The following is a 24,381-nucleotide window of genomic DNA, read 5'->3' as shown; positions in this document are numbered from 1 at the left end:
ACAGCCATGAGCGCACAAATCATCGACGGCAATGCCCTCTCAACACAAATCCGCGCCGAAGTGGCGCAGCGCGCTGCGGCCTTGACGGCCAAGGGCCTCAAGCCCGGCTTGGCCGTGGTGCTGGTGGGCGATAACCCCGCCTCCCAGGTTTATGTGCGCAACAAGGTCAAGGCTTGCGCCGACGCCGGCCTGCACTCGGTGCTGGAAAAGTACGAGGCCACGATGACCGAAGCCGAGCTGCTGGCACGCGTCGAAGCGCTGAACAATGACCCCAGCATCCACGGCATCCTGGTCCAACTGCCCCTGCCCAAGCATATCGACGACCACAAGGTCATCGAAGCCATCTCTCCGGCCAAGGACGTTGACGGCTTCGCGATTGAGAGCGCCGGCGCGCTGATGGTCGGCGAAACCGGCTTCAAGGCCTGCACCCCCTATGGCTGCATGAAGATGCTGGAGTCCATCGGCATGAAGGACCTGCGCGGCAAGCATGCCGTGGTGATTGGCCGCAGCAATATCGTCGGCAAGCCCATGGCCATGATGCTCTTGCAGGCCAATGCCACCGTGACCGTTTGCCACAGCGGCACGGCGGACCTGGCCCATCACACGCTTCAGGCCGATGTGATCGTGGCCGCCGTGGGCAAGCGCGATGTGCTGACCGCCGATATGGTCAAACCCGGCGCCGTGGTCATCGATGTGGGCATGAACCGCAACGATGAAGGCAAGCTCTGCGGCGATGTGGACTACGCCGGTGTCAAGGAAGTGGCCGGCTGGATCACCCCCGTGCCAGGCGGCGTGGGCCCCATGACCATCACCATGCTCCTGGTCAACACCATGGAATCGGCGGAGCGCGCTGCAGCTTCGGCGAGCTGAGGCTAGACTGGGCCTAGGTCCCCTAGAAACCGACAGATTTTTCGAGAGCTTCGATGAGCAACCCATTGCTGAGTACCGCCGCCCTGCCCGCTTTTGCGAGCATTCGACCCGAGCACATCCAGCCCGCCATCGCGCAATTGCTGGCCGATGCCGACGCGGCCTTGGCTCTGGCCACCTCGGCGCAAACCCCGGCCGACTACGACGCGCTTTCCGCCACCTTGGGCGTAGCCACGGAGCGGCTCGGTGCCGCCTGGGGGGCAGTGGGTCATCTCAACGCCGTGGCCAACACGCCCGAACTGCGCGAGGCCTACAACGCCAGTCTGCCCGCCGTCACCGAGTTCTTCACCCGCCAAGGCTCGGACGAAGCCCTGTACGCCAAGTACAAGGCCATCGCCCAAAGCCCGGCGGCAGCGGGGCTGAATGCGGCGCGCAAGCAAGCACTCAAGCTCTGGCTGCGCGACTTTGTGCTCTCCGGTGCCGAGCTACAAGGCGAGGCCAAGCAACGCTTTGCGGCCATTCAGGAGCGCAGCGCCGAGCTGGCGCAGAAGTTCTCCGAGCATGTGCTGGACGCGACCGACGGCTATGCCTACTACGCCACGCAAGAGGAGTTGCAAGGCGTGCCGGCCGACGCCCAAGCGGCCGCCCGTGCGGCCGCCGAAGCCGAAGGCAAGGACGGCTACAAGCTCACGCTGCATTTCCCCTGCTATCTGCCGGTGATGCAGTACGGCGAGAACCGTGCTCTGCGTGAGCGCCTCTACACCGCCTACGTCACCCGCGCCAGCGAGCTGGGCGAGAAGCCCGAGTGGGACAACACGGCCATCATCCAAGAGCTGATGCAGCTGCGCCAGGAAGAGGCCGCCTTGCTGGGCTTCAAAAACTACGCCGAGGCCTCCTTGGCACCCAAGATGGCCTCCTCGCCGGCCCAGGTGCTGGAGTTCTTGCGTGATCTGGCGCAGCGCGCCAAGCCCTTTGCCGAGCAGGATCTGGCCGAGCTCAAGGCCTTTGCCGCCAAGGACTTGGGCCTGGCCAACTTGCAGGTCTGGGACAACGCTTTTGCCTCCGAAAAACTCAAGGAAGCCCGCTACGCCTTCAGCGACCAGGAGGTGCGCCAGTACTTCACCCTGCCGCGCGTGCTGCAAGGCCTGTTCGACATCATCGAGCGCCTGTTCAACGTCAAGATCGTGGAACAAGCCGCCGAAGTCTGGCACGAGTCCGTCAAGTTTTACCGTTTGGACCGCAAGGGCGAGCTGGTCGGCCAGTTCTATCTGGACCTCTACGCCCGCCCCGGCAAGCGCCCCGGCGCCTGGATGGACGAGGTGCGCAGCCGCTGGGCCCGCCCCGAGGGCACACAGCAAACGCCGGTGGCCCAGCTGGTCTGCAATTTCTCCTCTCCCCAGGGAGACAAGCCAGCGCTGCTGAGCCACGACGATGTCACCACCCTCTTCCACGAGTTTGGTCATGGCCTGCATCATCTGCTGACCCAGGTGAATGAGCTGGGTGTGTCCGGCATCTCGGGCGTGGAGTGGGATGCCGTTGAACTGCCCAGTCAGTTCATGGAGAACTTCTGCTGGGAATGGGAAGTTGTGCAGCAGCTCACCCACCACGTGGACAGCGGCGCCACCCTGCCGCGCGAGCTGTTCGACAAGATGACGGCGGCCAAGAACTTCCAGAGCGGCCTGCAAACCCTGCGCCAGATCGAGTTCGCCCTGTTCGATATGCGCTTGCATGCCGAGCCGGGCTCTGAAGAAACCTTGCAAGCCCTGCTGGACGAGGTGCGCCAAGAGGTCTCGGTGATACGCACGCCGGCCTTTAACCGCACCCAGCACAGCTTCTCCCACATCTTCGCGGGCGGCTACTCGGCCGGCTACTACAGCTATAAATGGGCCGAGCTGCTGAGCGCCGATGCCTGGAGCGCCTTCGAAGTGGAAGGCGTATTCAACGCCGCCACCGGCGCCCGCTACCTGCAGAACATTCTGGAGGTAGGCGGCTCCCGCGACGCGATGGAAAGCTTCAAGGCCTTCCGCGGCCGCGAGCCGCAGATTGACGCCTTGCTGCGGCACCAGGGCATGGCTTGATTCAGGTCTGAGCTTGGCTTGACATCGGCTTCACAAGGGGATTCCTAGACTGAGTTCACCCTCAATTTCTGGAGTTCCTTGCATGCGACACACACTCAAACGCAGCCTCGTCGGCGGCTTGCTATGCCTTGGCCTGATTGCATCCAGTGGGGCCGCAGAGCCGAGCGGCAAAGTCTTGATCGTCGTCAGCGGTGAAGGCCGCGAGCAGGGCAAGACCCGCCCCGGCTTTGAGATGGACGAGTTCGCTCAGGCCTGGTTGCTGCTACGCGCCAACGGTCTGAGCGTCGATGTGGCCAGCCCGCAGGGCGGTGCCGTGCAAGCCGATCGTTTCAATGCCGAGCACGACTACAACGCACGCCTCGCCGCCGATCCCCAGGCCCAGGCGGCTTTGCGCCAGACGCTGGCCACCGCCAGCCTGAGGGCCAAGGACTACCGCGCCGTGCTGATCATGGGCGGCAAGGGCGCCATGTTTGATCTGCCCAAGGACCCCAGCCTGCAGCAGCTGCTGAGTGCGATGGACGCTCAGGGCGCGGTAATCGCCGCCGTCTGCCATGGCCCGGCCGCACTGGCCGAGGTCAAGCGCGCCGACGGTCAGCCCCTGGTCGCCGGCCGGCGCCTGACCGGCTTCAGCAACGAGGAGGAAGCTGCTTTTGGTAAGAAGTGGGCGGCGCAATTCCCCTGGCTGCTGGAGGACAAACTCAAGGCCCAGGGCGCGCGCTGGGAAGAGGCCTCGCTGATGCTGCCCAAGGTAGTGGTGGATGGGCGCCTGATCACCGGCCAGAACCCCTACTCCACCGCCGCCATGACCGAGGCGGTCTTGCGCGCCCTGGGCACCGAACCCGCGGCCCGCCAAGCCTTTGCCGACGAGGCCACGCTGAAGCTGGCCCTGCGCTGGCTGGACGGCGAGCATGCCGCGGTGCAGGCGGAGTTGGCGGCCGATACCCATACCCCAAAAACCTACAAGACCGAGCTGATCGCCGCCCTAGGGGTCTACCAATTCCAACAAGCCAGCGACGACGCCGACCGCCGCCAGGCCTTGTCACTGATGCGCCTGGCCGAACCCTATTTCAAGCACGCCATGCTGGGCCAGGCGATGGCCGAGGCCAAGCGCTCGCTGGCCACGCTCAGCGTGAACAAGCCCTGAGCCGCTCAGCCTATGAGCCAGCAGCCGCCCCCGCGCATCCTCGTGGTCGAAGACCATGCCCCGCTGCGCGCCCAAATCGTCAGCCTCTTGCAAGCGGCTGGCTGGCTTGTCGAGGAGGCCAGCGACGGCCGTTTGGGCCTGCAACTGGCCCTGGATTGGCCACCCGATGTGATGGTGCTGGACCTGGGTCTGCCCGGCCTGGACGGCTTGCAGGTCTGCCAGCAGCTGCGCGAGCAAGCCGAGCGCCCCATCCCCGTGCTGATGCTGACCGCCCGCGACACTCTGGACGACAAACGCCAGGGCTTTGGCGCCGGTGCCGACGACTATCTGCTCAAGCCTTTTGCGGGGGAGGAGCTGCTGTGGCGCTGCCAGGCCCTGTCCAGGCGCAGCGAGCTGGGCCGCAGCCCGGTGCTGCAGCGCGGCCCGCTGCAAATCGACCGCCGCAGCGCCGAGGTCAGCATTGAGGGTCAGGTCTTGCCTGCCCTGCCGCGCCAAGCCTACCGCCTGCTGCTAACCCTGGCCGAAGCCTGGCCGCGCACCCTCGGCCGCAGCGAGTTGCAGCAAGCGCTGTGGGCCGATGAGCCGCCCGAGTCCGACGCCTTGCGCAGCCATCTCTACACCTTGCGCCAGGCCCTGGGGCCGGCGCATGGCCTGATCAAGACGGTACACAGCGTCGGTCTGCGCCTGGACGTTGCAGCATGAAGACCTCGCCCCACCGCCCCCGTTTACAACAGCGCCTGATGCTGGCCTTCACCACCTACACCTTGCTGGTCAGCGCGGTGTTTGGCCTTTTTGCCATGGCCTTTGTCTACGCGGTGGAAGACCAGTTCTTCAACACCGCCCTGCGCCAGGAAGCGCAGCGCCAAAAAGCCAGTCAAGCCGCCGGTCAGGGCTGGCGCGAGCCGGCGCAGGACTTCATCCGGCTCTACGGCCCGGGCCAGGCCTTGCCCGCCGATCTGGTCCTGGCGCGCCAGGCCGAGCCTCGCTCGCAGGAACTGGCGGGCAGCGAGGGCCGCCACTACCACCTGCTGACGCTGGACGCGGCCGGTAGCCTGCTGGTGGCCGAGGTCAGCGGCCAGCTGGTGGTGAGGCCGATGCGCCAGCAGCTGCTGGGCTGGTTGGCCTTTTGGGGGGCTGGCCTGACCCTGCTGGCCCTGGGCCTGGCATGGTGGCTGGCGCGCCGCAGCAGCGCGCCCCTGGCCCGTCTGGCGCAGGCCGTGGCGCAGAGCCGGCCCGAGGAACTCCCCACCGATCTGGCGCAGAGTTATGGCGATGATGAAGTCGGCCTTTTGGCCACTCAGCTGGCCCAGCTGAACCTGCGCACCCGCGAGCTGATCGCCCGTGAACAAGCCTTCACCCGCGACGCCAGCCACGAGTTGCGCACCCCGCTGGCGGTGCTGCGCCTGGCCTGCGAAGACTTGCAAGCCCGTGCCCTGCCCGAGCAAAGCGCGACCCTGGCCTCCATGAGCGCAGCGCTCTGGCAGTTGCAGCAGACGGTGGACCTGCTGCTGGCCCTGGCCCGCGAGTCCACGCCCACCTTCGCGGCCGGCGAGCCGCGCGCCCTGCTGCCGCAAATCGAGCAGTTGGTGCTGGCCCATGCGCCCTTGCTGGATCAGCAAGGCATTGAACTTGAGCTGCAGATAGACGCCACGGTCACGCGCACATGGCCGCCCGCCCTGACCCAGCTGCTGCTGGCCAATCTGCTCGGCAATGCCTTGGCGCACCGACAGTCGCCGCAGATCCGCATCAGCGCTGATGCGCAGTGCCTGAGCATCGCCAATGCCAGCCTAGCGCCACCCCAGGCCCTGCTGGCGGCTGACGCTGCCGGCCGCCAAACCGGCCTCAAGAGCGAGGCCAGCGCCGGCCTGGGACTGGGCTTGTCCATCGTGCGCCGCCTGGCCGAGGCCCAGGGCCTGCAGCTGCAGTTGCAGCATGCGGCGGGCTGGACCACGGTCAGGCTCTTGGATGCTTGCACAGACGCCTAAGCCGCTGTTCGCACGGCAAGCAGGCGCTGGCGGGGCGCGATCAGACGGCCTCACAGAGGCTTCACATCTGGCCGCTTAGTCTTGCCGTTCCGGCCTCGATCAGGCCTTGATAGGCAACCCCATGCAAACAACTTTCAGGAAAAAGGCAAGCAAGCTCATGCTCACAGCACTCGCCGTCCTCGCCACCACCGCCGCACTTTGGTGGGGCATCTTCGGACTCAAACCCTATCAACCCTCCCCCGAGCAAGTGCAGGCGCGCTACGACTACAGCGCGCCGCTTGCTTTTGCTCCAAGCCTTAAACACCTGGGCGAGCACGCTTACGAGATCCGTTTCAACAGCTTCGATGGCGCGCCGGTCAACGGCCGCATCAAATACCCTAGCGACCCGGCCCAGGCCAAATCGCCCTTCCCCTTGCTGATCGCCTTCCACGGCCTGGGCCGCAGCCATATGCGCTGGTGGCAGTCCACGTACAAGGGCGGCGAAACCCTGGAGCACACCCACCTCGTCACCGAGCAGGCCCTGCAACAAGGCTATGCGGTGCTGGCCCTGGACGCGCGCCGCCATGGTGAACGCAAGAATCTCGAGTACAGCGTGCTCGATCTGATGCGCGATATGAAGCTCTGGGGCAAGCGCGAGCCCTATGAGGCCATGATCATCGACAGCATCAAGGACTACCGCCTGCTGCTGGACTGGCTGCTGCCACAGCCTCAGATCGACGGCCGCAAAATCCAGGTCAGCGGTTACAGCATGGGCGGGCAGATGGCCTTGATCCTGGGCGCCCAGGAGCCCCGCATCACGGCCGTGGCCGCCATCGTACCGCCGCATCTGGACGACAAGGTCGCCGCCGTGGCCCCGCTGCGCTTTGCGCCCGCCCTGGCCGACAAAAAGCTCTGGCTGCTCAGCGCCGACGATGATGAAGTCGCCAGCCTCCAGCAGAACCAAGCCTTGTTCGAGGCCTTGCCCGGCCGCGAGAAAAAGCATCTGCGCTTCCCTGGCGGCCACATCCTGCCCAAGGACTACCCGGCGCAGATGCGGGACTGGTTCTAGGGCAGCAAGCCCCCTCGGGCGAGAAGCCCGGCCGCGCATGGGCCTCAGTGCCCACCGCCCCCCAAATACGCCGCCTTCACCGCCGGGTCATTGCGTAGCTTCTCGGCTGGGCCGTGCAGCGAGATGCGGCCGTTTTCCAGCACATAACCGTAGTCGGCCACGCCAAGCGCAGCGGCGGCGAACTGCTCGACCAGGAGCATGGTCACGCCCTGCTCCTTGAGCCGCTCGATGATGCGGAAGACCTCGGCCACCAGGATGGGGGCCAGGCCCATGGAGGGCTCGTCCAGCAGCATTACGTCCGGATTAAGCATGGTGGCGCGGGCCATGGCCAGCATCTGCTGCTCGCCGCCGGAGAGCGTGCCGGCGAGTTGCTCGCGGCGCTCCTTGAGGCGGGGGAACAGATCCATGGCGCGGCTCAGGTCGGCCTCCACATCGCCCTTGGGCCGGCTGCCGGTATAGCGCGGGAAGGCGCCCAGGCGCAGATTGTCGGTCACCGTCATGGTGGCAAACACGCGCCGGCCTTCGGGTGAATGGGCCAGACCGCGGCGGGCGATCTCGTAGGACTCCAGGCCCGCGATGGGCTTGCCGTTGAGCACGATCTCACCGGCGGTGGGCGCGATCATGCCGGAGACGGCGCGCATGGTGGTCGTCTTGCCCGCACCATTGGAGCCGATCAAGGTCACGACCTTGCCCTTGGGCACCTCGATGGAGATACCGTGCAGGACCTGGACCTTGCCGTAGCCGGCGCTGAGGTTTTTGATTTGGAGCATATTGGGAATCCTTGAAATCAAGCACTCAGGAAGCCTGGCCGCCGAGGTAGGCCTCGATGACCTTCTCGTCCGCCTGCACCTGGGCGGGCAGGCCTTCGGCGATCTTCTGGCCGAAGTCCAGCACCGAAACGGTGTCGCACATGCTCATCACCACATCCATATGGTGTTCGATCAGGATCACGGTCACACCATGCTCGCGGATCTTGCGGATGATGGCGATCAGCTCCTTGATATCGGGCGCGGTCAGGCCGGCGGCCGGCTCATCGAGCAGGAGCAGCTGTGGGTCCAGGGCCAGGGCGCGAGCGATCTCCAGCAGACGTTGCTTGCCATACGGCAGATTGCGCGCCTCCTCGCCGGCCAGATCGGCCAGGCCCACAAAGCGCAGGAGGCCCAGGGCACGCGCGGTGTTCTCCCGGTTCTCGCGCAGATAGCGGGGCAGGTGCAAGGCCACATCGACAAGATTGCTCTTGAAGCTGTGGTGCAGGCCGACCAACACGTTTTGCAGCGCCGTCATCTCACCGAAGAGCTGCACATTCTGGAAGGTCCGTGCAATGCCCGAGAGCGCGATGTCAGACGAGGTGCGCCCGTTCAGCGTACGGCCGCCGAAGGTGACCGTGCCGGCGGTGGGCACATAGATGCCCGTCAGCACATTCATCATCGTGCTCTTGCCCGAGCCGTTAGGGCCGATCAGGCCGTGAATGGTGCCGCGCTTGATCTTCAGATCGACATTGTTCAGCGCCTTCAGGCCGCCGAACTGCATCAGGATCTGCTTGGCTTCCAGCAACTCGGCATTGCCCGTGCCGGCGCGCTGGCCCAGGGCATCGGCGATATTGGGCAGATTGGCGGCGTCGTCGGCATCGGTGGCGGCATGGCCCCGCAGATTCAAGGCGTTACGCACAAAACCCACGATGCCGTCTTGCAGGTAGTAGACGACGAAGAGCGTGATCAGACCAAAGACGGTGAGTCGCCAGTCCGTCATGGTCTCCAGCTTGAAGGACAGGGCCGCCAGCGCGATGCTGCCCACCACCGGAATCGCAGCGGCCTTGGGCGCGATCTTGCCGCGCTTGAAAGCAACACCGACCGACACCATCACGACCAAGGCCAGCAGCACCGAGACGATGCGGAACAGGGCCAGATCATCCAGCAGCTTGGGCAGCATGACGATGATGGCTGCGCCCAGCAAGGCGCCGGTGCGGGTCTTGCGACCGCCCATGATGATGGCCAGCAGGAACAGCACCGTCTGCTCAAAGTTATAGGTATTGGGCGAGATGTACTGTTCAGAGTAAGCGTACAAGGCGCCCGCCAAGCCAGCCAGGCCGGCGCTGATCACAAAGGCGTAGACCTTGTAGCGATAGACCGAAACGCCCATGCAGTCCGAAGCCACCGGGCTGCCGCGCAAGGCCTCAAAAGCCCGGCCCAGATGCGAACGCAGCACCCGGTGCACAAACACCAGGGAGGCCAAGAGCATCAAGGCGACTACCCAGTAGTACTCGGTCTCGTCCAGCTGATGGCCTAAGAGGCTGGGCTTGCTCAAGGTGATGCCCATGGGGCCTTCGGTGAGGAAGCTCATCTCGTTAATGAGGATCTGAATGATGGTGCCGAAGGCCAGGGTCACCATGGCCAGGTAGGGCCCCATCACCCGCAGGGCCGGCAAGGCCAGCAAGGCGCCGAAGCCTGCCGTCACCAGAATGGCCGCCGGCAAGGTGATCCACAGCGGAGCCGAGAGCTTGAACACCAGCACCCCGGCCGTGTAGGCCCCGATGCCGAACAGGCCCGCATGGCCCAGCGAGACCTGGCCGGTATAGCCCACCACGATGTCCAGGCCGAACAGCACGATCGCGTAGATCATGATGGTCTCGACCAGGTGGATGTAGTAAGGGTTGCCGGAGACCAGGGGGAAGGCGGCCAGGGCCGCGATAGCCAGGGCGCCGGCAAAGAATTTTTTGGCGTTGAACATCGTCGTTAGACCTTCTTAATGGCGGTCTTGCCAAACAAGCCAGCGGGCTTGACGGCCAAAACAATCAGCAGCAACACCAGGCCGGGCACATCCTTGTAGCCGGTGGACAGATAGAAGCCGGTGGTCGTCTCCACCACGCCCAAAATCACGCCGCCCACGATGATGCCCATGCCGCTGGTCAGGCCGCCGATGATGGCGACCGCAAAGGCCTTGAGGCCCAGCACCGCGCCCATGGTGGCGCCGGTCAGGGTCAGCGGGGCGATCAGCACGCCGGCAAAGGCGGCGGTCATGGACGAGAGCGCATACGAAAAGGTGATCACCAGGCCGGTGTTGATGCCCATCAGCTTGGCCGCGTCGCGGTCATTGAAGGTGGCGACCACGGCCTTGCCGTAAATGGTGCGGCGGTTGAAAAACTCCACCGACAACATCATGGCCAGGGCGCCGCCAATCACCAGCAACTCCATGGGCAGCACATTGGCGCCCAGCAGATGCAAGGGCGACTCGGGCAGGGGCGAGGGGAACTTCAGGTCGTCGCGGCCCCAGACGTTCTCGGCCACGTTCTTGAAAATGATGCCCAGGGCGATGGTGGACATGATCCAGCCAAACTCGGACTTCATCTTGATGGCCGGCCGCACACCGATGCGCTCCACCACCGCGCCCTGCAAGGCACCGAAGAGGCAGACCAGGGGAATCATCATCCAGTAATTGACCCCGAAACCCACCAGGGACAGGCCTACCAGCGCGCCCAGCATCAGGGCGTCACCCTGGCCGAAGTTCAGCGTGTCGGAGGTGGCGAAGGTGAGTTGGTAGCCGAAGGCGATGACGGCATAAATCATGCCCAGGGCGATGCCGCTGAACACCAGTTGAGTCAAGATTTGCATGGCAAGGACCTGAGTTCAAGAAAGGAAAAGGGCCTGCCGAATCGCGGCGAGTCTTGCGCGGCGCTCGGCAGGCTGAGGCAGGTGTGAGGCTTCACACCTGCCTCTCAGCAGTGAGCGCTGCTTACTTCTTGACGGCCAGCGCGCCCTTGGCGTTGGGGTCCTTGACGCGCACTTCCGAGGCCTTCTTGAAGTCGGCCTCGTAGGCATAGACCACACGCTGGCCCTTGACTTCGCCGAACACCGGGATGTTGGCGGTGATGGCCTCGTGGTCGGTCTTGGAGAAGGGCTTGTTATAGGTCGTGACCACGCCTTCCACCGGCGTTTTCAGATCTTCCAATGCGGCCTTGACCTTGGGGCCCTCGGTGCCACCGGCCTGCTTGATGGCGGCAGCCAGCAGGTAAACGGAGTCATAGCCTTGCGCGGCCGAGACGGGCGAGTCGATGCGCGCGTTCTTGGGGTTGAAAGTCTTCAGGTAATTGATGATGAAGCTCTGGCGCTTGGGCGTCGTCGGCTCCTGGATAAAGGTTTGCGGCATGCGCGCGCCCTCACCGCCGGGGCCGGCGTTGTCAATGAAGTTGGCCATAGACAGCGTCCAGCTGCCAATCATGGGGACCTTCCAGCCCAGCTTGGTCATGCCGTTGGCGATCTGCGCCAGCTCAGGGCCGATCGCGTAGGTCAGGATGGCTTCTGCACCGGCCTCCTTGGCCTTGAGCAGCTGGGCGGTCATGTCCACATCCTTGATATTGAACTTCTCCACCGCCACCGGCTTGATGCCTTTGAGATCCAGCGCTTTTTCAAGGTCGGCCCGGCCCAGCTGACCGTAGTTGGTGGAGTCGGCCAGGATGGCGACCTTTTTATAGCCACGGCGGGCAATCGCCTCCTCCACAATCATCGGCGCCTGGATGCTGTCGTGGGCGGCGTTGCGGAAGATGTAGTTCTCGGGCTGGTTGGCAAACTGATGGGTGATCAGGGAGCCGGTGGCCACATTGTTCATCACCGGGATCTTGGCTTCCTGATAGAAGCGCTGCGAGGCCAGGGCCACGCCGGTGTTGATATAGCCCACCGTTGCGGCGACTTTCTCCTTGTTGATCAGCTCTTGCGCGATCTGCACGCCACGTTCGTTCTTGGCCTCGTCATCGCGTTCGACCAGCTGGATCTGACGGCCCAGCACGCCACCCGCCTTGTTGATTTCGTCGGCCGCCAGGCGCACACCGTCGCGCATGCTGACGCCCATGGATGAGGAGCCGCCGGTGAAGGGGCCAGACACGCCAATCTTGATCGGATCGGCCGCCAGGGCGCTGAAGCTCAGCGCAGCCAGAGTCACAGCCGTCAGGGAATGCTTGATGATTTTCATGAGCTTTGTCTCTTCCATATGAGTTTGCACTTGGCCTGGGCCCGTTTGCGAACGGGTTCAACTTGTGTCTTCTACGATGCCAGACTCGGCCCGTCCTCGTCATCGTGCGACTACCTAGAACGACGGAAAACTTCCCGAGTTTGGCCGGGCCAGTATGTAGCAGAACGGCCGGCGAACCTGACGCCACGCTTGCACCAACGCCGCGCAAATCAAGCGCCCAAGCGCCGCTAACGCCCAATTCAGACCAGCAAAAAAATGGTGGCGGCAGCGCCTTTCTCCAAACCCAAGCCCGCCCGCAAACGCCTCCTTCGCCCCACCTTCGCCCCAGCATCGACAATGCAGGGATGAAGACACCCAAACGACTGCAGTCACTGCTGGACGAAGGCTTGATCGACGGCGTGCAGCGCCAGCTGATGAGCGGCAAGGAGGCGCAGGTTTTCGTGGTGCGCTGTGGCGAGGAAACCCGTTGCGCCAAGGTTTACAAAGAGGCCACGCAGCGCAGCTTCCGCCAGGCGGTGGACTACACCGAGAACCGCAAGGTCAAGAACAGTCGCGAGGCCCGCGCCATGGCCAAGGGCACGCGCTTCGGCCGCGAGAAGCAGGAAGAGGCCTGGCAAAACGCCGAGGTCGACGCCCTCTATCGCCTGGCCGCCGCCGGCGTGCGGGTGCCCAAACCGTACCTCTTCTTCGAAGGCGTCTTGCTGATGGAGCTGGTCTGCGACGCCCATGGCGATGCCGCCCCGCGCCTGAACGACAGCGTCTTCACACCCGAACAAGCCCTGGATCATCACGCCCGCCTGATTCGTGAAGTTGTGCGCATGTTGTGCGCTGGCGTGGTGCATGGCGATTTGTCGGAGTTCAATATCTTGCTGGCCGAAGACGGCCCCGTCATCATCGACCTGCCCCAGGCGGTGGACGCAGCCGGCAACAACCACGCCCAGCGCATGCTGCTGCGCGATGTGGAAAACCTGCGCAACTTCTTCGGCCAAACAGCGCCAGCCCTGCTGCAAACCGATTTCGGCGCCGAGATCTGGGCCCTCTACGAGCGCGGCGCCCTGCAGCCCGACACGCCCTTGAGCGGCCGCTTCCAACGCAAGCACAAGACGGTGGACCTGCGCGGCGTGCTGCGCGAAATCGACGATGCCCGCGACGAAGACGCGGCCCGCCGCCTGCACATGAGCCAGGCCCGCTGAACCCGCCAGCAGGCCGCGGTCCGCAAAAGGCGGAATTGACCCCGATCAATGAAGGGGAATTCTGCCCCCCAGCACCACAAAGCCTCACCTATCATCGCCGCAGTCCGCTCATTTCTGGCGCTAGCAAGCGCCAGGCTAGGGCAGCAAATGCCGTCACAAAAATAGGAAGCAAAAGGCTTCCAGAACTCGTCCCAAGGTCCCATCCCTGACAGTTCGAGACAGGCTTACCCATGAAACCCCTGCAAGGGCTGCATTCCAGCTTGTCGGGTTTACTCAAGGCTTGCTTGATGGCGGCCTTGCTGCTGGCCAACCTGGCCCTGCCCAGCCCTGCCCGGGCCCAGGCTGTGGCGCCCAAGCGGGTGAGTCTGGTCTACCCGCGGCCAGAGTCAGAACGCGACGCTCGCAACAGCTATGTGCTGGACCTGCTGCGCCTGGCCTTGTCCAAGCAAACGGGCACGCTCTATCAGCTGGAGCCCGCCGCCACGGCCATGACTCAGCTGCGCGTGCTCAAGGAGTTGGAGCTGGGCCATGGCCTGGACATCGCCTGGAGCATGACTTCGGTGGCCCGCGAGAACGCGCTGCTGCCCATACGCATCCCCATAGACAAAGGCCTGCTGGGCCTGCGCGTGGCCTTGGTCGCCGCCGACCGGCCCGAGGCCTTGGCCGGTGTGCGCAATCTGCAAGGCCTGCAAGCCCTGGTGGCCGGCCAGGGTCAAGACTGGCCCGACACCCAAATCCTGCGCAACAGCGGCATCAGCGTCAACGGGGTGGGCAGTTACGAGGCCTTGTTCCGCATGCTGGCCCTGCATCGCTTTGACTACTTCCCGCGCTCGGTGCTGGAGGCCTGGCAGGAAGTAGATCTGCTGGGCCAGGGCCAGCTCGCGGTGGACACGCATGTGCTGATCCACTACCCCACGGCGCTTTACTTCTTCGTGCGCAAAGACAATCAAGCCCTGGCCGATACGGTGCGCCAGGGCCTGGAGCAGGCCCTGCTGGACGGCAGCTTTGACTGCCTGTTCGAGCGCCACTTCGGCCCGCTGCTGCGCAAGGCTGCGCTCGCTTCTCGCATGGTGATCGAGTTGCCCAATCCCCTGCTGCCGGCCGCCACACCGCTGGAGCGCAAGGAGCTTTGGTTCCGCCAAGCGGGATCACGAGGCGAGCTCGGCAAGCCCCAAAAGGCGGGATTGAGCAGCAGCCTGGTCGCCAAGACCTGCAGCTAGGGCGCAGGCTTCAGTCCTGCGGCTTGCGGATCACGCTGGCCGGCCACTGGGCCAACACCAGCAGGCTGGCCATCAACCACATGGGCGCGGCCACCACCGTGGCGGCCGCCAAAAAGCCAAAGCCCACCGGCATGGCCACGGTCGCGCTGTTCACCACCAGCATGCGCAGGCCCAGGGCCTGACCTTGGCGGTCCGCCGGCGTCACCTGATGCAGCAAGGCCAACACCATGGGCTGCACCGAACCCAGGGCCAGACCCAGCACGGCCGAGCCCGCCATCAAGCCCGCCGTGCCCGGCAACCAGGCATAGACCAGCAACATCAGCGTGGCCAAAACCATCGCGCTGCGCACCGCCTTCAACTCATCCAGATGCTGAGCAAAGCGCACGATGGCCAGGCGCACACAGGTGGCCGCCACCGCAAACGCACCCAGCACCAGGCCGATTTCTGAAGCACTCAAGCCCTTGGCATGGCCCACCACCGGCACCACAAAGCTGTGCGCGTCCCAGCAGGCCGACAGCACCACATTGAGCAGCAGCAGATTGCGCAGGGCCGGGCGCCTGAGCAAATCCCAGGCGGGCCGGGTCTTGCTGGCATGGCTTTGCGGATTGGGTGGGTGGCGCGCCACTTTCTGCGCCAGGCCCCAGGCCAGCAGAGGCAGCAAGAGCGCCAGCACGAAGGCAGCGCGAAAACTGATGTGGTCGATCAACAAGCCCGCCGCCACCGGTGCCAGGGCGTTGGACAAAGCCGGCCCCAAGGCCACCCAGCTGAAGATGCGTTTGAGTTCGGAGGACTCATCCGCCATCAGCCCTGCTTCACGTTGCAAGGCCACCGCCGCCACGCTGACCGCACCACCGCAGAGTAAGCAGCTGAAGGCAATGCTCCACAGCGACTGGCCAGCCAAGGCCACGACAGCGCCGGTAAAGGCCAGGCTAACGCCAAAGCCCACCGGTCGGTGAAAGCCATGCTTATCGGCCAGGCGCCCGGCCCACAGCGACAAGGCGATGGGCGCGATGGCAAACAGACTCAGGAGCACGCCCACCGTCCACTCGCCAAAGCCCTGGTTCAGGGTCCACAGCGAGGCCGCGACCCGGGTGACGGCCATGCAGGCATGCACGGCCACCAGGGTGGCGATCAGCCAGGGGAAGGCGCGCCGCAGCTCGGCCGCCGAGCGTGCATGGGCCGCCTCGGCGCTCAAAGCTCAGCCCCATCCGCATCTTCTGCCTCTTCCAGCGCCCCGGCCGCGCCGCTCGGCAAACCCAGCTTGAGCAGCTTGCCCGCCGCCTCCTCGGGCAAGGCCTCCACGCTCTTGAGCTTGCGCGTCATGGCACGGGTGCGGGTCTCGGCCGCGTCGATGGTGTTGCTGGCTTCTTCCAGTTTCTTCTTGGTCTTGGCCAGCACCTCGCCAAACTTGCCAAATTCGGTCTTGACGGCGCCCAGCACCTCCCAGACTTCGGCCGAACGCTTCTCCAGCGCCAGGGTGCGAAAGCCCATCTGCAAGCTGGTCAGCGTGGCCAGCAAGGTGGTGGGCCCCACCAGCATGACCTTGTGCTCGCGCTGCAAGGCCTCCACCAGGCCGGGGCGGCGCAGGGCCTCGGCATACAGGCCCTCGGTGGGCACGAAGAGCATGCCGAAGTCGGTGGTGTGCGGTGGCGAAATGTACTTCTCGCGAATCGTCTTGGCCTCCAGGCGCAAGCGATTCTCGATGGCCTTGGCAGACGCTTCAACGCCCGCCGCATCGGCGCGGTCCTGCGCCTCCAGCAGGCGCTCGTAGTCCTCGCGCGGGAACTTGGCATCGATGGGCAGCCACAAGGGCGCGCCATCCTCACGCTGGCCGGGCAGCGCAATCGCGAACTCCACCCGCTCGCTACTACCGGGGATGGTGGCCACATTGCTGGCGTACTGCTCGGGCGTGAACACCTGCTCCAACAGGCCGGCCAGCTGCACCTCGCCAAAGATGCCGCGTGTCTTGACGTTGGTGAGCACGCGGTTGAGCGAGCCCACATCGCGGGCCAGGTTCTGCATCTCACCCAGGCCTTTGTGCACCTGCTCCAGGCGGTCCGCCACCTGCTTGAAGCTCTCGCCCAGGCGTTGTTCCAGGGTGGCGTGCAGCTTTTCGTCGACGGTGGCGCGCATCTGTTCCAGCTTTTTCTCGTTGTCCTGCTGGATCAGGCTGAGGCGTTGATCGACCGCCGTCTGCACCTGGGCCAGGCGCTGTTCATTGCGATCGGCCATCGCCTTGAGCTGCTCATTGATGCTCAGACCCAGGCGCTGCAAGGCCTCGGTCTGGGCTTGCGTGCCGCGCAGCGCGGCGGCGTCTTGCGCCTCACGGGCCGCCAGCGCTTGGGCGGCAAAAGCCTGGGTGCTTTGCTGCAGGCCTTGGCTCAGGCCTTGTTGCAGATTGGCCAGCTGCAGGCGAAAGGAGTCGATCTGCTCGTTCTGGGTGCGGGCCACATCGCCGCCCTGGTTCAGCAAAGCCTGCTGAAACTGGCTCAGGGTCTGCAACAACTCTTGCCGCATGCCAGCATTGCTGCGGCTCAGCTCATTGCGCAATTCGCGCTCCAGACGCTCGCTGGAGGCTTGCACCAGGGCCCCGAGCTGGCGGCTGAGCAAATCGCTGCTTTGCTGGCCCGCCTCGGCTGCCGCGGCGCCGCTGCGCATTTGCAGGCGTAAACCCCACAAAAGCAGCACCATCAGCAAGAGCAACAAGACCAGAACCAGCAATTCAAAAATACTCATGCGCCCATTGTGTCAGTGCGCTGCCGGGCTCGCTCGCCTGGCGGGCCTAGGAGGCTGTCGGACTTGGGCCGCCGAAAGCGGAAATCGGCCCCAGCGAGACCAGTTCTTGCCGGATTTGCAGCCCCATAGCCAGGCTATGGGGCAAAAAGCCGGTGAGAAATGGGCCGCTGCGGCCGATTGTCCGCCGGCGGATTCCAAGTCCGACAGCCTCCTAGACCGGGCGCTAGGCGGTGTGATTCCAAAGCAGCGAAGGAGTGCAAGAACTTTGCAAACAAACACAGAGAAATTGTCCTCGGGCAGGCATGCTTGCGGCGTTGTCTTCTTCAAGCTTCACGGCTAACCTGAAATTTCGACTGCGACTCTGCCCAGGGCCACACCCATGCGTCTGACATGCTCCCCCCGCAACGCCGCCTTTGTTTGCGCCCTCGCCCTGGCTGGCGGGATGAGCGGCTGCGCCGGCCCGGGCGCCGTGCAGCCAACAGCCTCGGTGGACTATGCCTGGGTCAACCGCCTGAGCTGGGGCGCCAATAGCAACACGCTTGAGCAGGCCTCTCAACAGCCAGCTCAGGCCTTTTTGCAGGGCCAGCTCCACCCCCAAGGCCCGGCGCTACCGCGCCAGCTGCAGACCCAGATTGAGGCCATGACGATCGCCCAAAAGCCGCTGCAAGAGCTGGTGCTGACGATGGAGCAGCGGCGCAAGGATGCCGATGCGATCAAGGACGACGAGCAAAAGAAAGCCGCCCAGCAAGCCTTCCAGCAAGAGATGAATCGCCTGGCCCGCGAGGCGGCCAGCCGCCATCTGCTGCGGGCGCTCTACTCCAACCATCAAGTGTTGGAACAGATGAACTGGTTCTGGCTGAACCACTTCAGCATCTTCCAGGGCAAGGGCAATCTGCGCGCCATGGTGGGCGACTATGAAGAAAGTGCTGTTCGCCCCCACGCCCTGGGCAAGTTCCGTGATTTGCTGGGCGCGGTGGCCACCCACCCGGCCATGCTGCGCTATCTGGACAACGAGCAGAACGCCGTCGGCCGCATCAACGAGAACTTCGCCCGTGAACTGATGGAGCTGCACACCCTGGGCGTGGACGGCGGCTACAGCCAGCGCGATGTGCAGGAGCTGGCCCGTGTGCTCACCGGTGTAGGCAGCAACGCTGGCCCCGACACGCCCCGCTTGAGAAAAGACTTGCAAGGCTTTTATGTACGCAAAGCCATGTTCGAGTTCAACCCGGCCCGGCATGACTTCGGTGTCAAGACGCTGCTGGGCCAGCCCATCAAGGCCCAAGGCCTGGCCGAGCTGAACGAGGCCCTGGACCGCCTGGCCAGCCATCCGTCCACGGCCCAGTTCATCAGCCGCAAGCTGGCCCAGTTCTGGCTCAGCGACGAGCCGCCGCCCGCCTTGGTGCAGCGCATGGCGCAGGCCTTCACAGCGAACGGGGGCGATATCGCGGCCACCTTGGCGCTGCTGTTCAACTCGGCCGAGTTCAATCAAGCCGGGCCGCGCAAGTTCAAGGACCCGATGCGCTATGTGGTCTCCGCCGTGCGCCTGGCCTATGAACAAAAGCCGGTGCTCAATGTGGGCCCCATGCTCAACTGGCTGAACCGCATGGGCGAGCCGCTTTACGGCCGCCTCACGCCCGACGGCTACCCCTTGAGCGCCAAGGCCTGGAGCAGCCCCGGCCAGATGAGCACCCGCTTCGAGATCGCCAAGGCCATAGGCTCGGGCAGCGCCGGCCTGTTCAAAACCGAGGGGCCGCAGCCGCAAGAGAAAGCCGCCTTCCCGCAGCTGGCCAATGCGCTGTTCTACAAATCCATCGCCAAGACGCTCAGCCCGGCCACCCAACAGGCCTTGGAACAAGCGAACTCGCCGCAAGAGTGGAATTCATTCCTGCTGTCCTCACCCGAATTCATGAGCCGCTAGGCAAAGGATCACCATGCGTCGCCGCACACTCTTAGCTGCCTCCCTGGGTTTGAATTTAGGCGCCACCGGCCGGCTGCTGGCGGCCGGGGCCAGCGCCTCTGCGCCGAAGTTTTTGCTGGTCTTTCTGCGCGGCGGCTATGACGCCGCCAGCTTGCTGGTGCCCCACGCCAGCAGCTTTTACTACGAGGTGCGCAAAGACATCGCCATCGCCCCGCCCTCCTCCGAGCTCACATCGGCCCTGCCGCTCAACGGCGACTGGGGTTTGCACCCGGCCCTGCGCGAGAGCCTCTACCCGCTTTACCAGCGAGGCGAGCTGGCCTTCGTGCCTTTTGCCGGCACCGACGACTTATCGCGCAGCCATTTCGAGACGCAGGACAGCATGGAGTTGGGCCAGCCCAGCAGCGGGCGCAAAGACTATGGCTCGGGCTTTCTGAACCGCCTGGCCGGCCAGCTCAGTGGGAGCTCGCCCATGGCCTTCACCGATCAACTGCCCAAGATTTTCCAGGGTAGCGAGAAGGTGCCCAATACCGCGCTCAAATCCCTGGCCAAGCCCGCGATCGACACGCGTCAGAGCGAGATCATTGCCGCCATGTACCGCGGCACGCCGCTGGCCGCGACGGTGCAAGAGGGCTTCGCCTTGCGCCAGGAGCTGATGCGCGATCTGGCCGGCGAGATGCAGGCCGCCAGCCGCCAGGCCATCTCGGCCAAGGGCTTTGAGCTGGAGGCCCGGCGCATCGCCAAGCTGATGCGCGAGAACTTCAATCTCGGCTTTGTCGATGTGGGCGGCTGGGACACGCATGTGGGCCAGGGCGGCGCCACCGGCTATCTGGCCAACCGCTTTGACGAGTTGGGCCAAGGCCTGGCCGGCTTCGCGCAAGAGATGGGGCCGGCCTGGAAGAACACCACCGTCGTCGTGCTCAGCGAATTCGGCCGCACCTTCAGGCAGAACGGCAACCGCGGCACCGACCACGGTCACGGCACGGTGATGTGGGTGCTAGGCGGCGGCATGCGCGGCCAGCGCGTCGCAGGCGAGCAGGTCGCCGTGGAACGCGCCACCCTGTTCCAGGACCGCGACTTGTCCGTGCTCAATGACTACCGCGCCGTGCTGGGCGGCTTGTTCCAGCGGCAGTACGGCTTGAGCGCGGCGCAACTCAGCCAAGTCTTCCCTGGGGCCAAGGCCAGGGACTTGGGGCTGCTCTGATCGCATGGCGGAACGAAGCGCGGCTAGGCGCTACAACAACCACTCCACCGGCAGCCAGGCCAGCAGCCGCAGCATGGCGCGTTGCCAAGCGCTGCTGTGCGGCTCCTCGGTCCAGACCTTGCGAGCTTGCGCCTGCTCTTCCCACCACTCCATCTGCCCGTCTGTAGCCAGCTTGAGCTGATAGGCATGCAAGGGCAGCTGGGCCTGCAGATGCGCGCACACGGTCTGGGCCAAGTCAGGGGCGGCCAGCGTCACTCCCATCTCGGTATTCAGGCTGGCCGAGCGGGGATCGAGATTAAAGGAACCCACGAAGAGACGGTCGCAATCGGCCAGAAAAGTCTTGGCATGCAGGCTGGCCGAGGAGCTGCCTTCAGCGCCAAAAGCCGAGACGATGCTCGGGGCCGAGGCGTCGGGCTTCAGCTCCCACAGCTGCACCCCCATTGCCAAGAGTTCATGGCGGTATTTGGCATAACCCGAATGCACCACGGCCACATCGGTGGCCGCCAGCGCATTGGTCAGCACCAGCACCTGCACGCCTTGGCGCCGCAATTCGGCGAACCACTGCATGCCTTTTTCCCCCGGCACAAAGTAGGGTGAGATCAGATGCAGGGAACGCTTGGGCGGCTGCTGGCCCTGCGCCAGCTCATGGGTGAGCAGGCTGGCAGCGGGCACCGGCCCCAGGCCCTTGGCGGGGTCATCACTGACCAGCTGTAGGCTGCTCCAGGCATCGGGCGGGCGGCCGTTCAACAGGCTGCCCGCCGAGCCTTGCGCCGACAAGGCCTCGATGTAGCGGCGCGCCTGCGGCGTGCGCGACAAGGCCTGCGCCCGCACAGCCAAGACCTCCAGCACGCCGGGCTGGGCCGCCGCCAGGAGCGAGCCTGCGGGTCGCACCGGCGCACTGCGCCAGTAACGCTCAAAATCGGCGCTCACATCGCCCGCCACCGGCCCCAGGGCCAGCACATCCAAATCGGCAAACAAGGTTTGATCACCCAGACCGAAATACGCGTCGCCCACATTGCGCCCACCGACGATGCTGGCAAGCCCATCGGCCGTCAGTGATTTGTTGTGCATGCGCCGGTTCATGCGCGTGAAATCAGTGATATAGCCCAACCAGCGCCAGCGCCGGTGCTCGTTGGCATTGAACAAGCGGACTTCGATGCGCGGATGCGCGTCCAGCGCGGCCAGCAGCTCATCCATGCCGGCGGTGTTGTTGTCGTCCAGCAGCAGGCGCACCTGCACGCCTCGGTCGGCCGCCTGGCGCAGGGCATCGAATAGCAAGGCGCCGGCAATATCGTCATGCCAGATGTAGTACTGCAGATCCAGGCTGCGCTGCGCCTGCTGCACCAGCAACAAGCGCGCGGCCAAGGCAGCGTAACCATCGGCCAGCATCCACACCGCGTTCCGGCCCGCGCCCGGCTGTTGCGCCACGCGCGCGGCGGCCTCTTGCAAGAGCCCGGGCCTGAGTGCTTCAGGCCGCAGGGCGATCGGCTGCTGCTGAGCCTCAGCGGCGACCGGAGCCTCGGCGTCGGAGCAAGCCGACAAGAACAGGCCGCTCAAGGCCAATAGCAAGCCGGGCCAGGCCTTGAGCAAGGCGCGCAGCCAAGCGCCTAAAAAGCATGGCAGGTAGGAGGTGAGCAGAAAGGCCTTAAGGGCCGATGGAGGGAAGGCGCGGTCTTGCATAGGAAAACCCGGAGATCGACTCACTCGCCCACCGCCCGGGGCGCACTGAGGCTTTTGCTGTAGAAACCAGACTGATCAAAACAACACACCCGCTTCTTGCCCGCAGACAGCATGTCGCAGGCGGCGATCACCCGATCGCGGCGGGTCTTGGCTTGCTTGGCAGACTCTATCCAATGAATCCAGTCAAGCCTTGCGAGCGTCGTCGTGGCCTGCCAAACCGCTGTGGCCGAGGGGCTGGCCGCCAGAGCTTGCCTCAAGTCTTCGGGCAATTGCGGCTCAGGCTCCCGAGCGAGCGCTGCGATTTGAACCGTGAGCATCTCGCCCACACTCACACCGGCAGCCTCAAGCCTTTCCTGGCTCAGCTTGAGCCAATGGCTCAGCTGACCATCCGGCTCAAGCGTGGCCTGGAAGCGGTAGCCCTTGATGCAGACCTCGACGCTGGTCCGACCGCGCCTGGGCAAGGTGTCGCTGACGGCCTTGGGCAGCAGCAGGAAGGCCCATGCCTCATCCGTTCCAGGCTGCGCCGGGCAAAGCAATGGGGCCTGGAAGGTCGAGGGTTCTGCGTTTGTCATTTCAAGCCAAGCCCGAAGGCGCGTTTACTCAAGCCAGGTCGCGACTTGCCGAGCCCTGCGCGAGCGCCAGCAAATACATCGCGCGCATGGCGTAGAGCAGATAGAACTGCAGGCAGATCAGGAGCAGCGCCATACCCACAGCGGAGCGCCAACCGTCTTGCGAGGCCTGAAAAAGGGCCAAGCCGATCAGTGCGGAAAGGGCAAGACCGTTCAGAACAAAGCGAGTTTTGCTTGCGACCGCGGAGCCTGCCCAATGGACGGGATCGTTGAACAGAGTTTTCATCTAGGACTCGAGGTTGAAGTTCCAGGTCGAATCAATGGGGGTCAGGTCTTAGATAGAAACTGAGGCCCCGAACTTTGCGAGCTCTTAGCCTACTACTCGGATTCACCACTCCCGATTGCTGATCAGTTCTTCAAGGTCGGCGTCGAATCCATAAGCCTTGGCGATGAACTCAAAGTCGGCGCCAATGCTCTCGCGCGCCGCGGTCTCAATCTCGCTCCCATTCGCCTCGAACTCTTCGGCCAAGACGTTGAATTCTTCGGTGGCGGACTGGGTGATTTTGTAGAGCGATTCCAGGTCCACCGGCCTTTCAGCTTCCATCGTTTCGCACAGTCTGATGAGGACTTGTTGGCCCTTGCGAACCAGGTCAGATGGAAAGTACTTGTCGCTGAGCATGTCGGCCAAGAACACGTAGTCTTTGAAAGCCTTGTTTGCAATCGCCATCGTTCATTTCTTTCTTGTGTCGTGGACTTGGGGTGGGCACCAGGACCCCGCGCGAGTTCCTTCGGCGTTGAACCTGCCCTCAACCCCCATTCAAGCCCGTCTTCATCACCCCGCCCGTCAGCACCGCTATCAAATTGTCCGCTGCCAGATTGCACATGGCCCGCCTTGTCGGCACCGAGGCGCTGGCGATGTGCGGGGTGAGCACCACATTGTTCAAGGCCAGCAAGCGCGGGTTGACCTGGGGCTCGCCCTCGAACACATCGAGCCCGGCCGCGGCCAAGCGCCCCTCACCCAAGGCCTGGGCCAAGGCGTCTTCGTCCACCACGCCGCCGCGGGCGATATTGGTCAGGGTGGCCGTGCGCTTCATCAGCGCCAGCTCGGGCGCGCCGATGATGTGGTGAGACTCCGGGGTATAGGGCAGCACCAAAATCAAATGATCGGCCTGGGCCAACAACTCGTCCTTGCTGACCCAGCGAGCGCCCAACGGGGCTTCTTGCTCGGGGCTCAGGCGGCTGCGGTTGTGGTAAATCACCTGCATGCCAAAGCCCAGGGCGCCGCGCTTGGCGATCGCCTGGCCGATGCGGCCCATGCCCAGAATGCCTAGGGTGCTGGCGTGAATATCGGCCCCGGCGAAGAGGTCGACCCGCCATTGCTGCCAATCGCCGCGGCGCAGGAAATGCTCGCTCTCGCTGATGCGCCGGGCGGCGGCCATCATCAGGGCGAAGCCAAAGTCGGCCGTGGTCTCGGTCAGCACATCGGGCGCGTTAGATACTTTGACGCCACGCGCGGTGCAGGCAGCCAAGTCCACATTGTTGTATCCGACGGTCATCAGGCAAACGGCCTTGAGATCGGGGCAGGCGTCCAGCAAGTCGGCCGTGATCTGCTCGGTGCCGGAGGCAAAAATGCCTTGCTTGCCGGCCAGGCGGCGGCGCAGCTGCTCAGGGCTGAGGGGCTCGTTCTCGTCGTACCAATCAACCTCGAAACACTCGCGCAAGCGGCCCACCACCTCGGGAAAGATGCGGCGGGCGACCAGGACTTTGGGCTGGCTCATGA

General features: G+C 64.5%; 21 protein-coding genes. 10 read left to right on the top strand and 11 right to left on the bottom strand.

What is annotated here, in order from left to right; genetic code table 11:
* Positions 1 to 6: 6 nt before the first annotated feature.
* From folD to DBR47_RS15530, 6 genes are all read left to right on the top strand, one after another.
* Positions 7 to 870 (top strand): bifunctional methylenetetrahydrofolate dehydrogenase/methenyltetrahydrofolate cyclohydrolase FolD, encoded by an 864-nt coding sequence (gene folD / locus DBR47_RS15555; protein ID WP_124451649.1) that lies wholly within the window; start codon positions 7 to 9, stop codon positions 868 to 870.
* 53 nt (positions 871 to 923) lie between these two features.
* On the top strand, positions 924 to 2,945 hold the full coding sequence (locus tag DBR47_RS15550) for a M3 family metallopeptidase (RefSeq protein WP_124451647.1): 2,022 nt from the start codon (positions 924 to 926) through the stop codon (positions 2,943 to 2,945).
* Between the two features lie 82 nt (positions 2,946 to 3,027).
* Positions 3,028 to 4,089, top strand: coding sequence for a type 1 glutamine amidotransferase domain-containing protein (locus DBR47_RS15545; protein ID WP_124451645.1), 1,062 nt, complete (start codon positions 3,028 to 3,030; stop codon positions 4,087 to 4,089).
* A gap of 12 nt (positions 4,090 to 4,101) precedes the next feature.
* Positions 4,102 to 4,791, top strand: a complete 690-nt coding sequence (locus DBR47_RS15540) for a response regulator transcription factor (protein WP_124451643.1) — start codon at positions 4,102 to 4,104, stop codon at positions 4,789 to 4,791.
* Entirely contained in the window at positions 4,788 to 6,074 is a 1,287-nt protein-coding gene (locus tag DBR47_RS15535) for a histidine kinase dimerization/phospho-acceptor domain-containing protein (protein WP_124451641.1), read from the top strand. The genes DBR47_RS15540 and DBR47_RS15535 overlap by 4 nt, the downstream gene beginning before the upstream one ends.
* A 157-nt stretch (positions 6,075 to 6,231) precedes the next feature.
* Positions 6,232 to 7,122, top strand: a complete 891-nt coding sequence (locus DBR47_RS15530; protein ID WP_197047097.1) for a S9 family peptidase — start codon at positions 6,232 to 6,234, stop codon at positions 7,120 to 7,122.
* A gap of 44 nt (positions 7,123 to 7,166) precedes the next feature.
* Here DBR47_RS15530 and DBR47_RS15525 read toward each other — a convergent pair whose 3' ends face one another.
* From DBR47_RS15525 to DBR47_RS15510, 4 genes are all read right to left on the bottom strand, one after another.
* A complete protein-coding gene (locus DBR47_RS15525; RefSeq protein ID WP_124451637.1) occupies positions 7,167 to 7,892 on the bottom strand; it encodes an ABC transporter ATP-binding protein in 726 nt (241 codons plus the stop codon).
* Positions 7,893 to 7,917: 25 nt separating this feature from the next.
* Positions 7,918 to 9,849: an ATP-binding cassette domain-containing protein gene (locus DBR47_RS15520; RefSeq protein WP_124451635.1), complete on the bottom strand. Its 1,932-nt coding sequence runs from the start codon at positions 9,847 to 9,849 to the stop codon at positions 7,918 to 7,920.
* Positions 9,850 to 9,854: 5 nt separating this feature from the next.
* On the bottom strand, positions 9,855 to 10,730 hold the full coding sequence (locus DBR47_RS15515) for a branched-chain amino acid ABC transporter permease (protein ID WP_124451633.1): 876 nt from the start codon (positions 10,728 to 10,730) through the stop codon (positions 9,855 to 9,857).
* Between the two features lie 121 nt (positions 10,731 to 10,851).
* Positions 10,852 to 12,084, bottom strand: coding sequence for an ABC transporter substrate-binding protein (locus DBR47_RS15510; protein WP_124451631.1), 1,233 nt, complete (start codon positions 12,082 to 12,084; stop codon positions 10,852 to 10,854).
* A gap of 344 nt (positions 12,085 to 12,428) precedes the next feature.
* Here DBR47_RS15510 and DBR47_RS15505 point away from each other — a divergent pair, with 344 nt between their 5' ends.
* Positions 12,429 to 13,277: a PA4780 family RIO1-like protein kinase gene (locus DBR47_RS15505; protein WP_124451629.1), complete on the top strand. Its 849-nt coding sequence runs from the start codon at positions 12,429 to 12,431 to the stop codon at positions 13,275 to 13,277.
* 230 nt (positions 13,278 to 13,507) lie between these two features.
* On the top strand, positions 13,508 to 14,497 hold the full coding sequence (locus tag DBR47_RS15500) for a transporter substrate-binding domain-containing protein (protein ID WP_231512331.1): 990 nt from the start codon (positions 13,508 to 13,510) through the stop codon (positions 14,495 to 14,497).
* Positions 14,498 to 14,507: 10 nt separating this feature from the next.
* Here the strand turns inward: DBR47_RS15500 and DBR47_RS15495 are convergent, their stop codons facing one another.
* Complete coding sequence (locus DBR47_RS15495) at positions 14,508 to 15,692, bottom strand: MFS transporter (protein ID WP_124451627.1); 1,185 nt, start codon at positions 15,690 to 15,692, stop codon at positions 14,508 to 14,510.
* Positions 15,689 to 17,233, bottom strand: coding sequence for a DNA recombination protein RmuC (locus tag DBR47_RS15490; protein ID WP_124451625.1), 1,545 nt, complete (start codon positions 17,231 to 17,233; stop codon positions 15,689 to 15,691). Before DBR47_RS15490 ends, DBR47_RS15495 begins: the two co-directional genes overlap by 4 nt.
* A 379-nt stretch (positions 17,234 to 17,612) precedes the next feature.
* Here DBR47_RS15490 and DBR47_RS15485 point away from each other — a divergent pair, with 379 nt between their 5' ends.
* Together DBR47_RS15485 and DBR47_RS15480 are read left to right on the top strand one after the other, a co-directional pair.
* Positions 17,613 to 19,151, top strand: a complete 1,539-nt coding sequence (locus DBR47_RS15485) for a DUF1800 domain-containing protein (RefSeq protein ID WP_124451623.1) — start codon at positions 17,613 to 17,615, stop codon at positions 19,149 to 19,151.
* 13 nt (positions 19,152 to 19,164) lie between these two features.
* Complete coding sequence (locus DBR47_RS15480) at positions 19,165 to 20,352, top strand: DUF1501 domain-containing protein (protein ID WP_124451621.1); 1,188 nt, start codon at positions 19,165 to 19,167, stop codon at positions 20,350 to 20,352.
* A 30-nt stretch (positions 20,353 to 20,382) separates the two neighbouring features.
* On the opposite strand, the gene DBR47_RS15475 is transcribed toward DBR47_RS15480, so the two are convergent.
* From DBR47_RS15475 to DBR47_RS15455, 5 genes are all read right to left on the bottom strand, one after another.
* Complete coding sequence (locus DBR47_RS15475; protein WP_124451620.1) at positions 20,383 to 22,032, bottom strand: phospholipase D family protein; 1,650 nt, start codon at positions 22,030 to 22,032, stop codon at positions 20,383 to 20,385.
* Positions 22,033 to 22,052: 20 nt separating this feature from the next.
* A complete protein-coding gene (locus DBR47_RS15470) occupies positions 22,053 to 22,604 on the bottom strand; it encodes a YdeI/OmpD-associated family protein (RefSeq protein ID WP_124451618.1) in 552 nt (183 codons plus the stop codon).
* A gap of 28 nt (positions 22,605 to 22,632) precedes the next feature.
* A complete protein-coding gene (locus tag DBR47_RS15465; RefSeq protein WP_124451616.1) occupies positions 22,633 to 22,887 on the bottom strand; it encodes a hypothetical protein in 255 nt (84 codons plus the stop codon).
* Positions 22,888 to 22,989: 102 nt separating this feature from the next.
* Positions 22,990 to 23,328 carry a DUF5713 family protein gene (locus tag DBR47_RS15460; RefSeq protein ID WP_124451614.1) on the bottom strand — a complete coding sequence of 113 codons (339 nt, stop codon included), beginning with the start codon at positions 23,326 to 23,328 and terminating at the stop codon, positions 22,990 to 22,992.
* Positions 23,329 to 23,407: 79 nt separating this feature from the next.
* Complete coding sequence (locus tag DBR47_RS15455; RefSeq protein WP_124451612.1) at positions 23,408 to 24,379, bottom strand: D-glycerate dehydrogenase; 972 nt, start codon at positions 24,377 to 24,379, stop codon at positions 23,408 to 23,410.
* Positions 24,380 to 24,381: the final 2 nt, after the last annotated feature.

This window comes from Paucibacter sp. KBW04, assembly GCF_003852425.1.
GTDB lineage: Bacteria > Pseudomonadota > Gammaproteobacteria > Burkholderiales > Burkholderiaceae_C > Paucibacter_A.
This window is presented reverse-complemented; position numbering and strand designations above follow the sequence as displayed.

Coding starts and splice junctions, on each gene's coding strand:
- DBR47_RS15480 (WP_124451621.1), top strand. CDS start 19,165: ATGCGTCGCCGCACACTCTTAGCTGCCTCCCTGGGTTTGAATTTAGGC.
- DBR47_RS15550 (WP_124451647.1), top strand. CDS start 924: ATGAGCAACCCATTGCTGAGTACCGCCGCCCTGCCCGCTTTTGCGAGC.
- DBR47_RS15545 (WP_124451645.1), top strand. CDS start 3,028: ATGCGACACACACTCAAACGCAGCCTCGTCGGCGGCTTGCTATGCCTT.
- DBR47_RS15465 (WP_124451616.1), bottom strand. CDS start 22,887: ATGAAAACTCTGTTCAACGATCCCGTCCATTGGGCAGGCTCCGCGGTC.
- DBR47_RS15470 (WP_124451618.1), bottom strand. CDS start 22,604: ATGACAAACGCAGAACCCTCGACCTTCCAGGCCCCATTGCTTTGCCCG.
- DBR47_RS15520 (WP_124451635.1), bottom strand. CDS start 9,849: ATGTTCAACGCCAAAAAATTCTTTGCCGGCGCCCTGGCTATCGCGGCC.
- DBR47_RS15475 (WP_124451620.1), bottom strand. CDS start 22,032: ATGCAAGACCGCGCCTTCCCTCCATCGGCCCTTAAGGCCTTTCTGCTC.
- DBR47_RS15460 (WP_124451614.1), bottom strand. CDS start 23,328: ATGGCGATTGCAAACAAGGCTTTCAAAGACTACGTGTTCTTGGCCGAC.
- DBR47_RS15455 (WP_124451612.1), bottom strand. CDS start 24,379: ATGAGCCAGCCCAAAGTCCTGGTCGCCCGCCGCATCTTTCCCGAGGTG.
- DBR47_RS15510 (WP_124451631.1), bottom strand. CDS start 12,084: ATGAAAATCATCAAGCATTCCCTGACGGCTGTGACTCTGGCTGCGCTG.
- DBR47_RS15485 (WP_124451623.1), top strand. CDS start 17,613: ATGCGTCTGACATGCTCCCCCCGCAACGCCGCCTTTGTTTGCGCCCTC.
- folD (WP_124451649.1), top strand. CDS start 7: ATGAGCGCACAAATCATCGACGGCAATGCCCTCTCAACACAAATCCGC.
- DBR47_RS15500 (WP_231512331.1), top strand. CDS start 13,508: ATGAAACCCCTGCAAGGGCTGCATTCCAGCTTGTCGGGTTTACTCAAG.
- DBR47_RS15525 (WP_124451637.1), bottom strand. CDS start 7,892: ATGCTCCAAATCAAAAACCTCAGCGCCGGCTACGGCAAGGTCCAGGTC.
- DBR47_RS15505 (WP_124451629.1), top strand. CDS start 12,429: ATGAAGACACCCAAACGACTGCAGTCACTGCTGGACGAAGGCTTGATC.
- DBR47_RS15515 (WP_124451633.1), bottom strand. CDS start 10,730: ATGCAAATCTTGACTCAACTGGTGTTCAGCGGCATCGCCCTGGGCATG.
- DBR47_RS15530 (WP_197047097.1), top strand. CDS start 6,232: ATGCTCACAGCACTCGCCGTCCTCGCCACCACCGCCGCACTTTGGTGG.
- DBR47_RS15540 (WP_124451643.1), top strand. CDS start 4,102: ATGAGCCAGCAGCCGCCCCCGCGCATCCTCGTGGTCGAAGACCATGCC.
- DBR47_RS15535 (WP_124451641.1), top strand. CDS start 4,788: ATGAAGACCTCGCCCCACCGCCCCCGTTTACAACAGCGCCTGATGCTG.
- DBR47_RS15490 (WP_124451625.1), bottom strand. CDS start 17,233: ATGAGTATTTTTGAATTGCTGGTTCTGGTCTTGTTGCTCTTGCTGATG.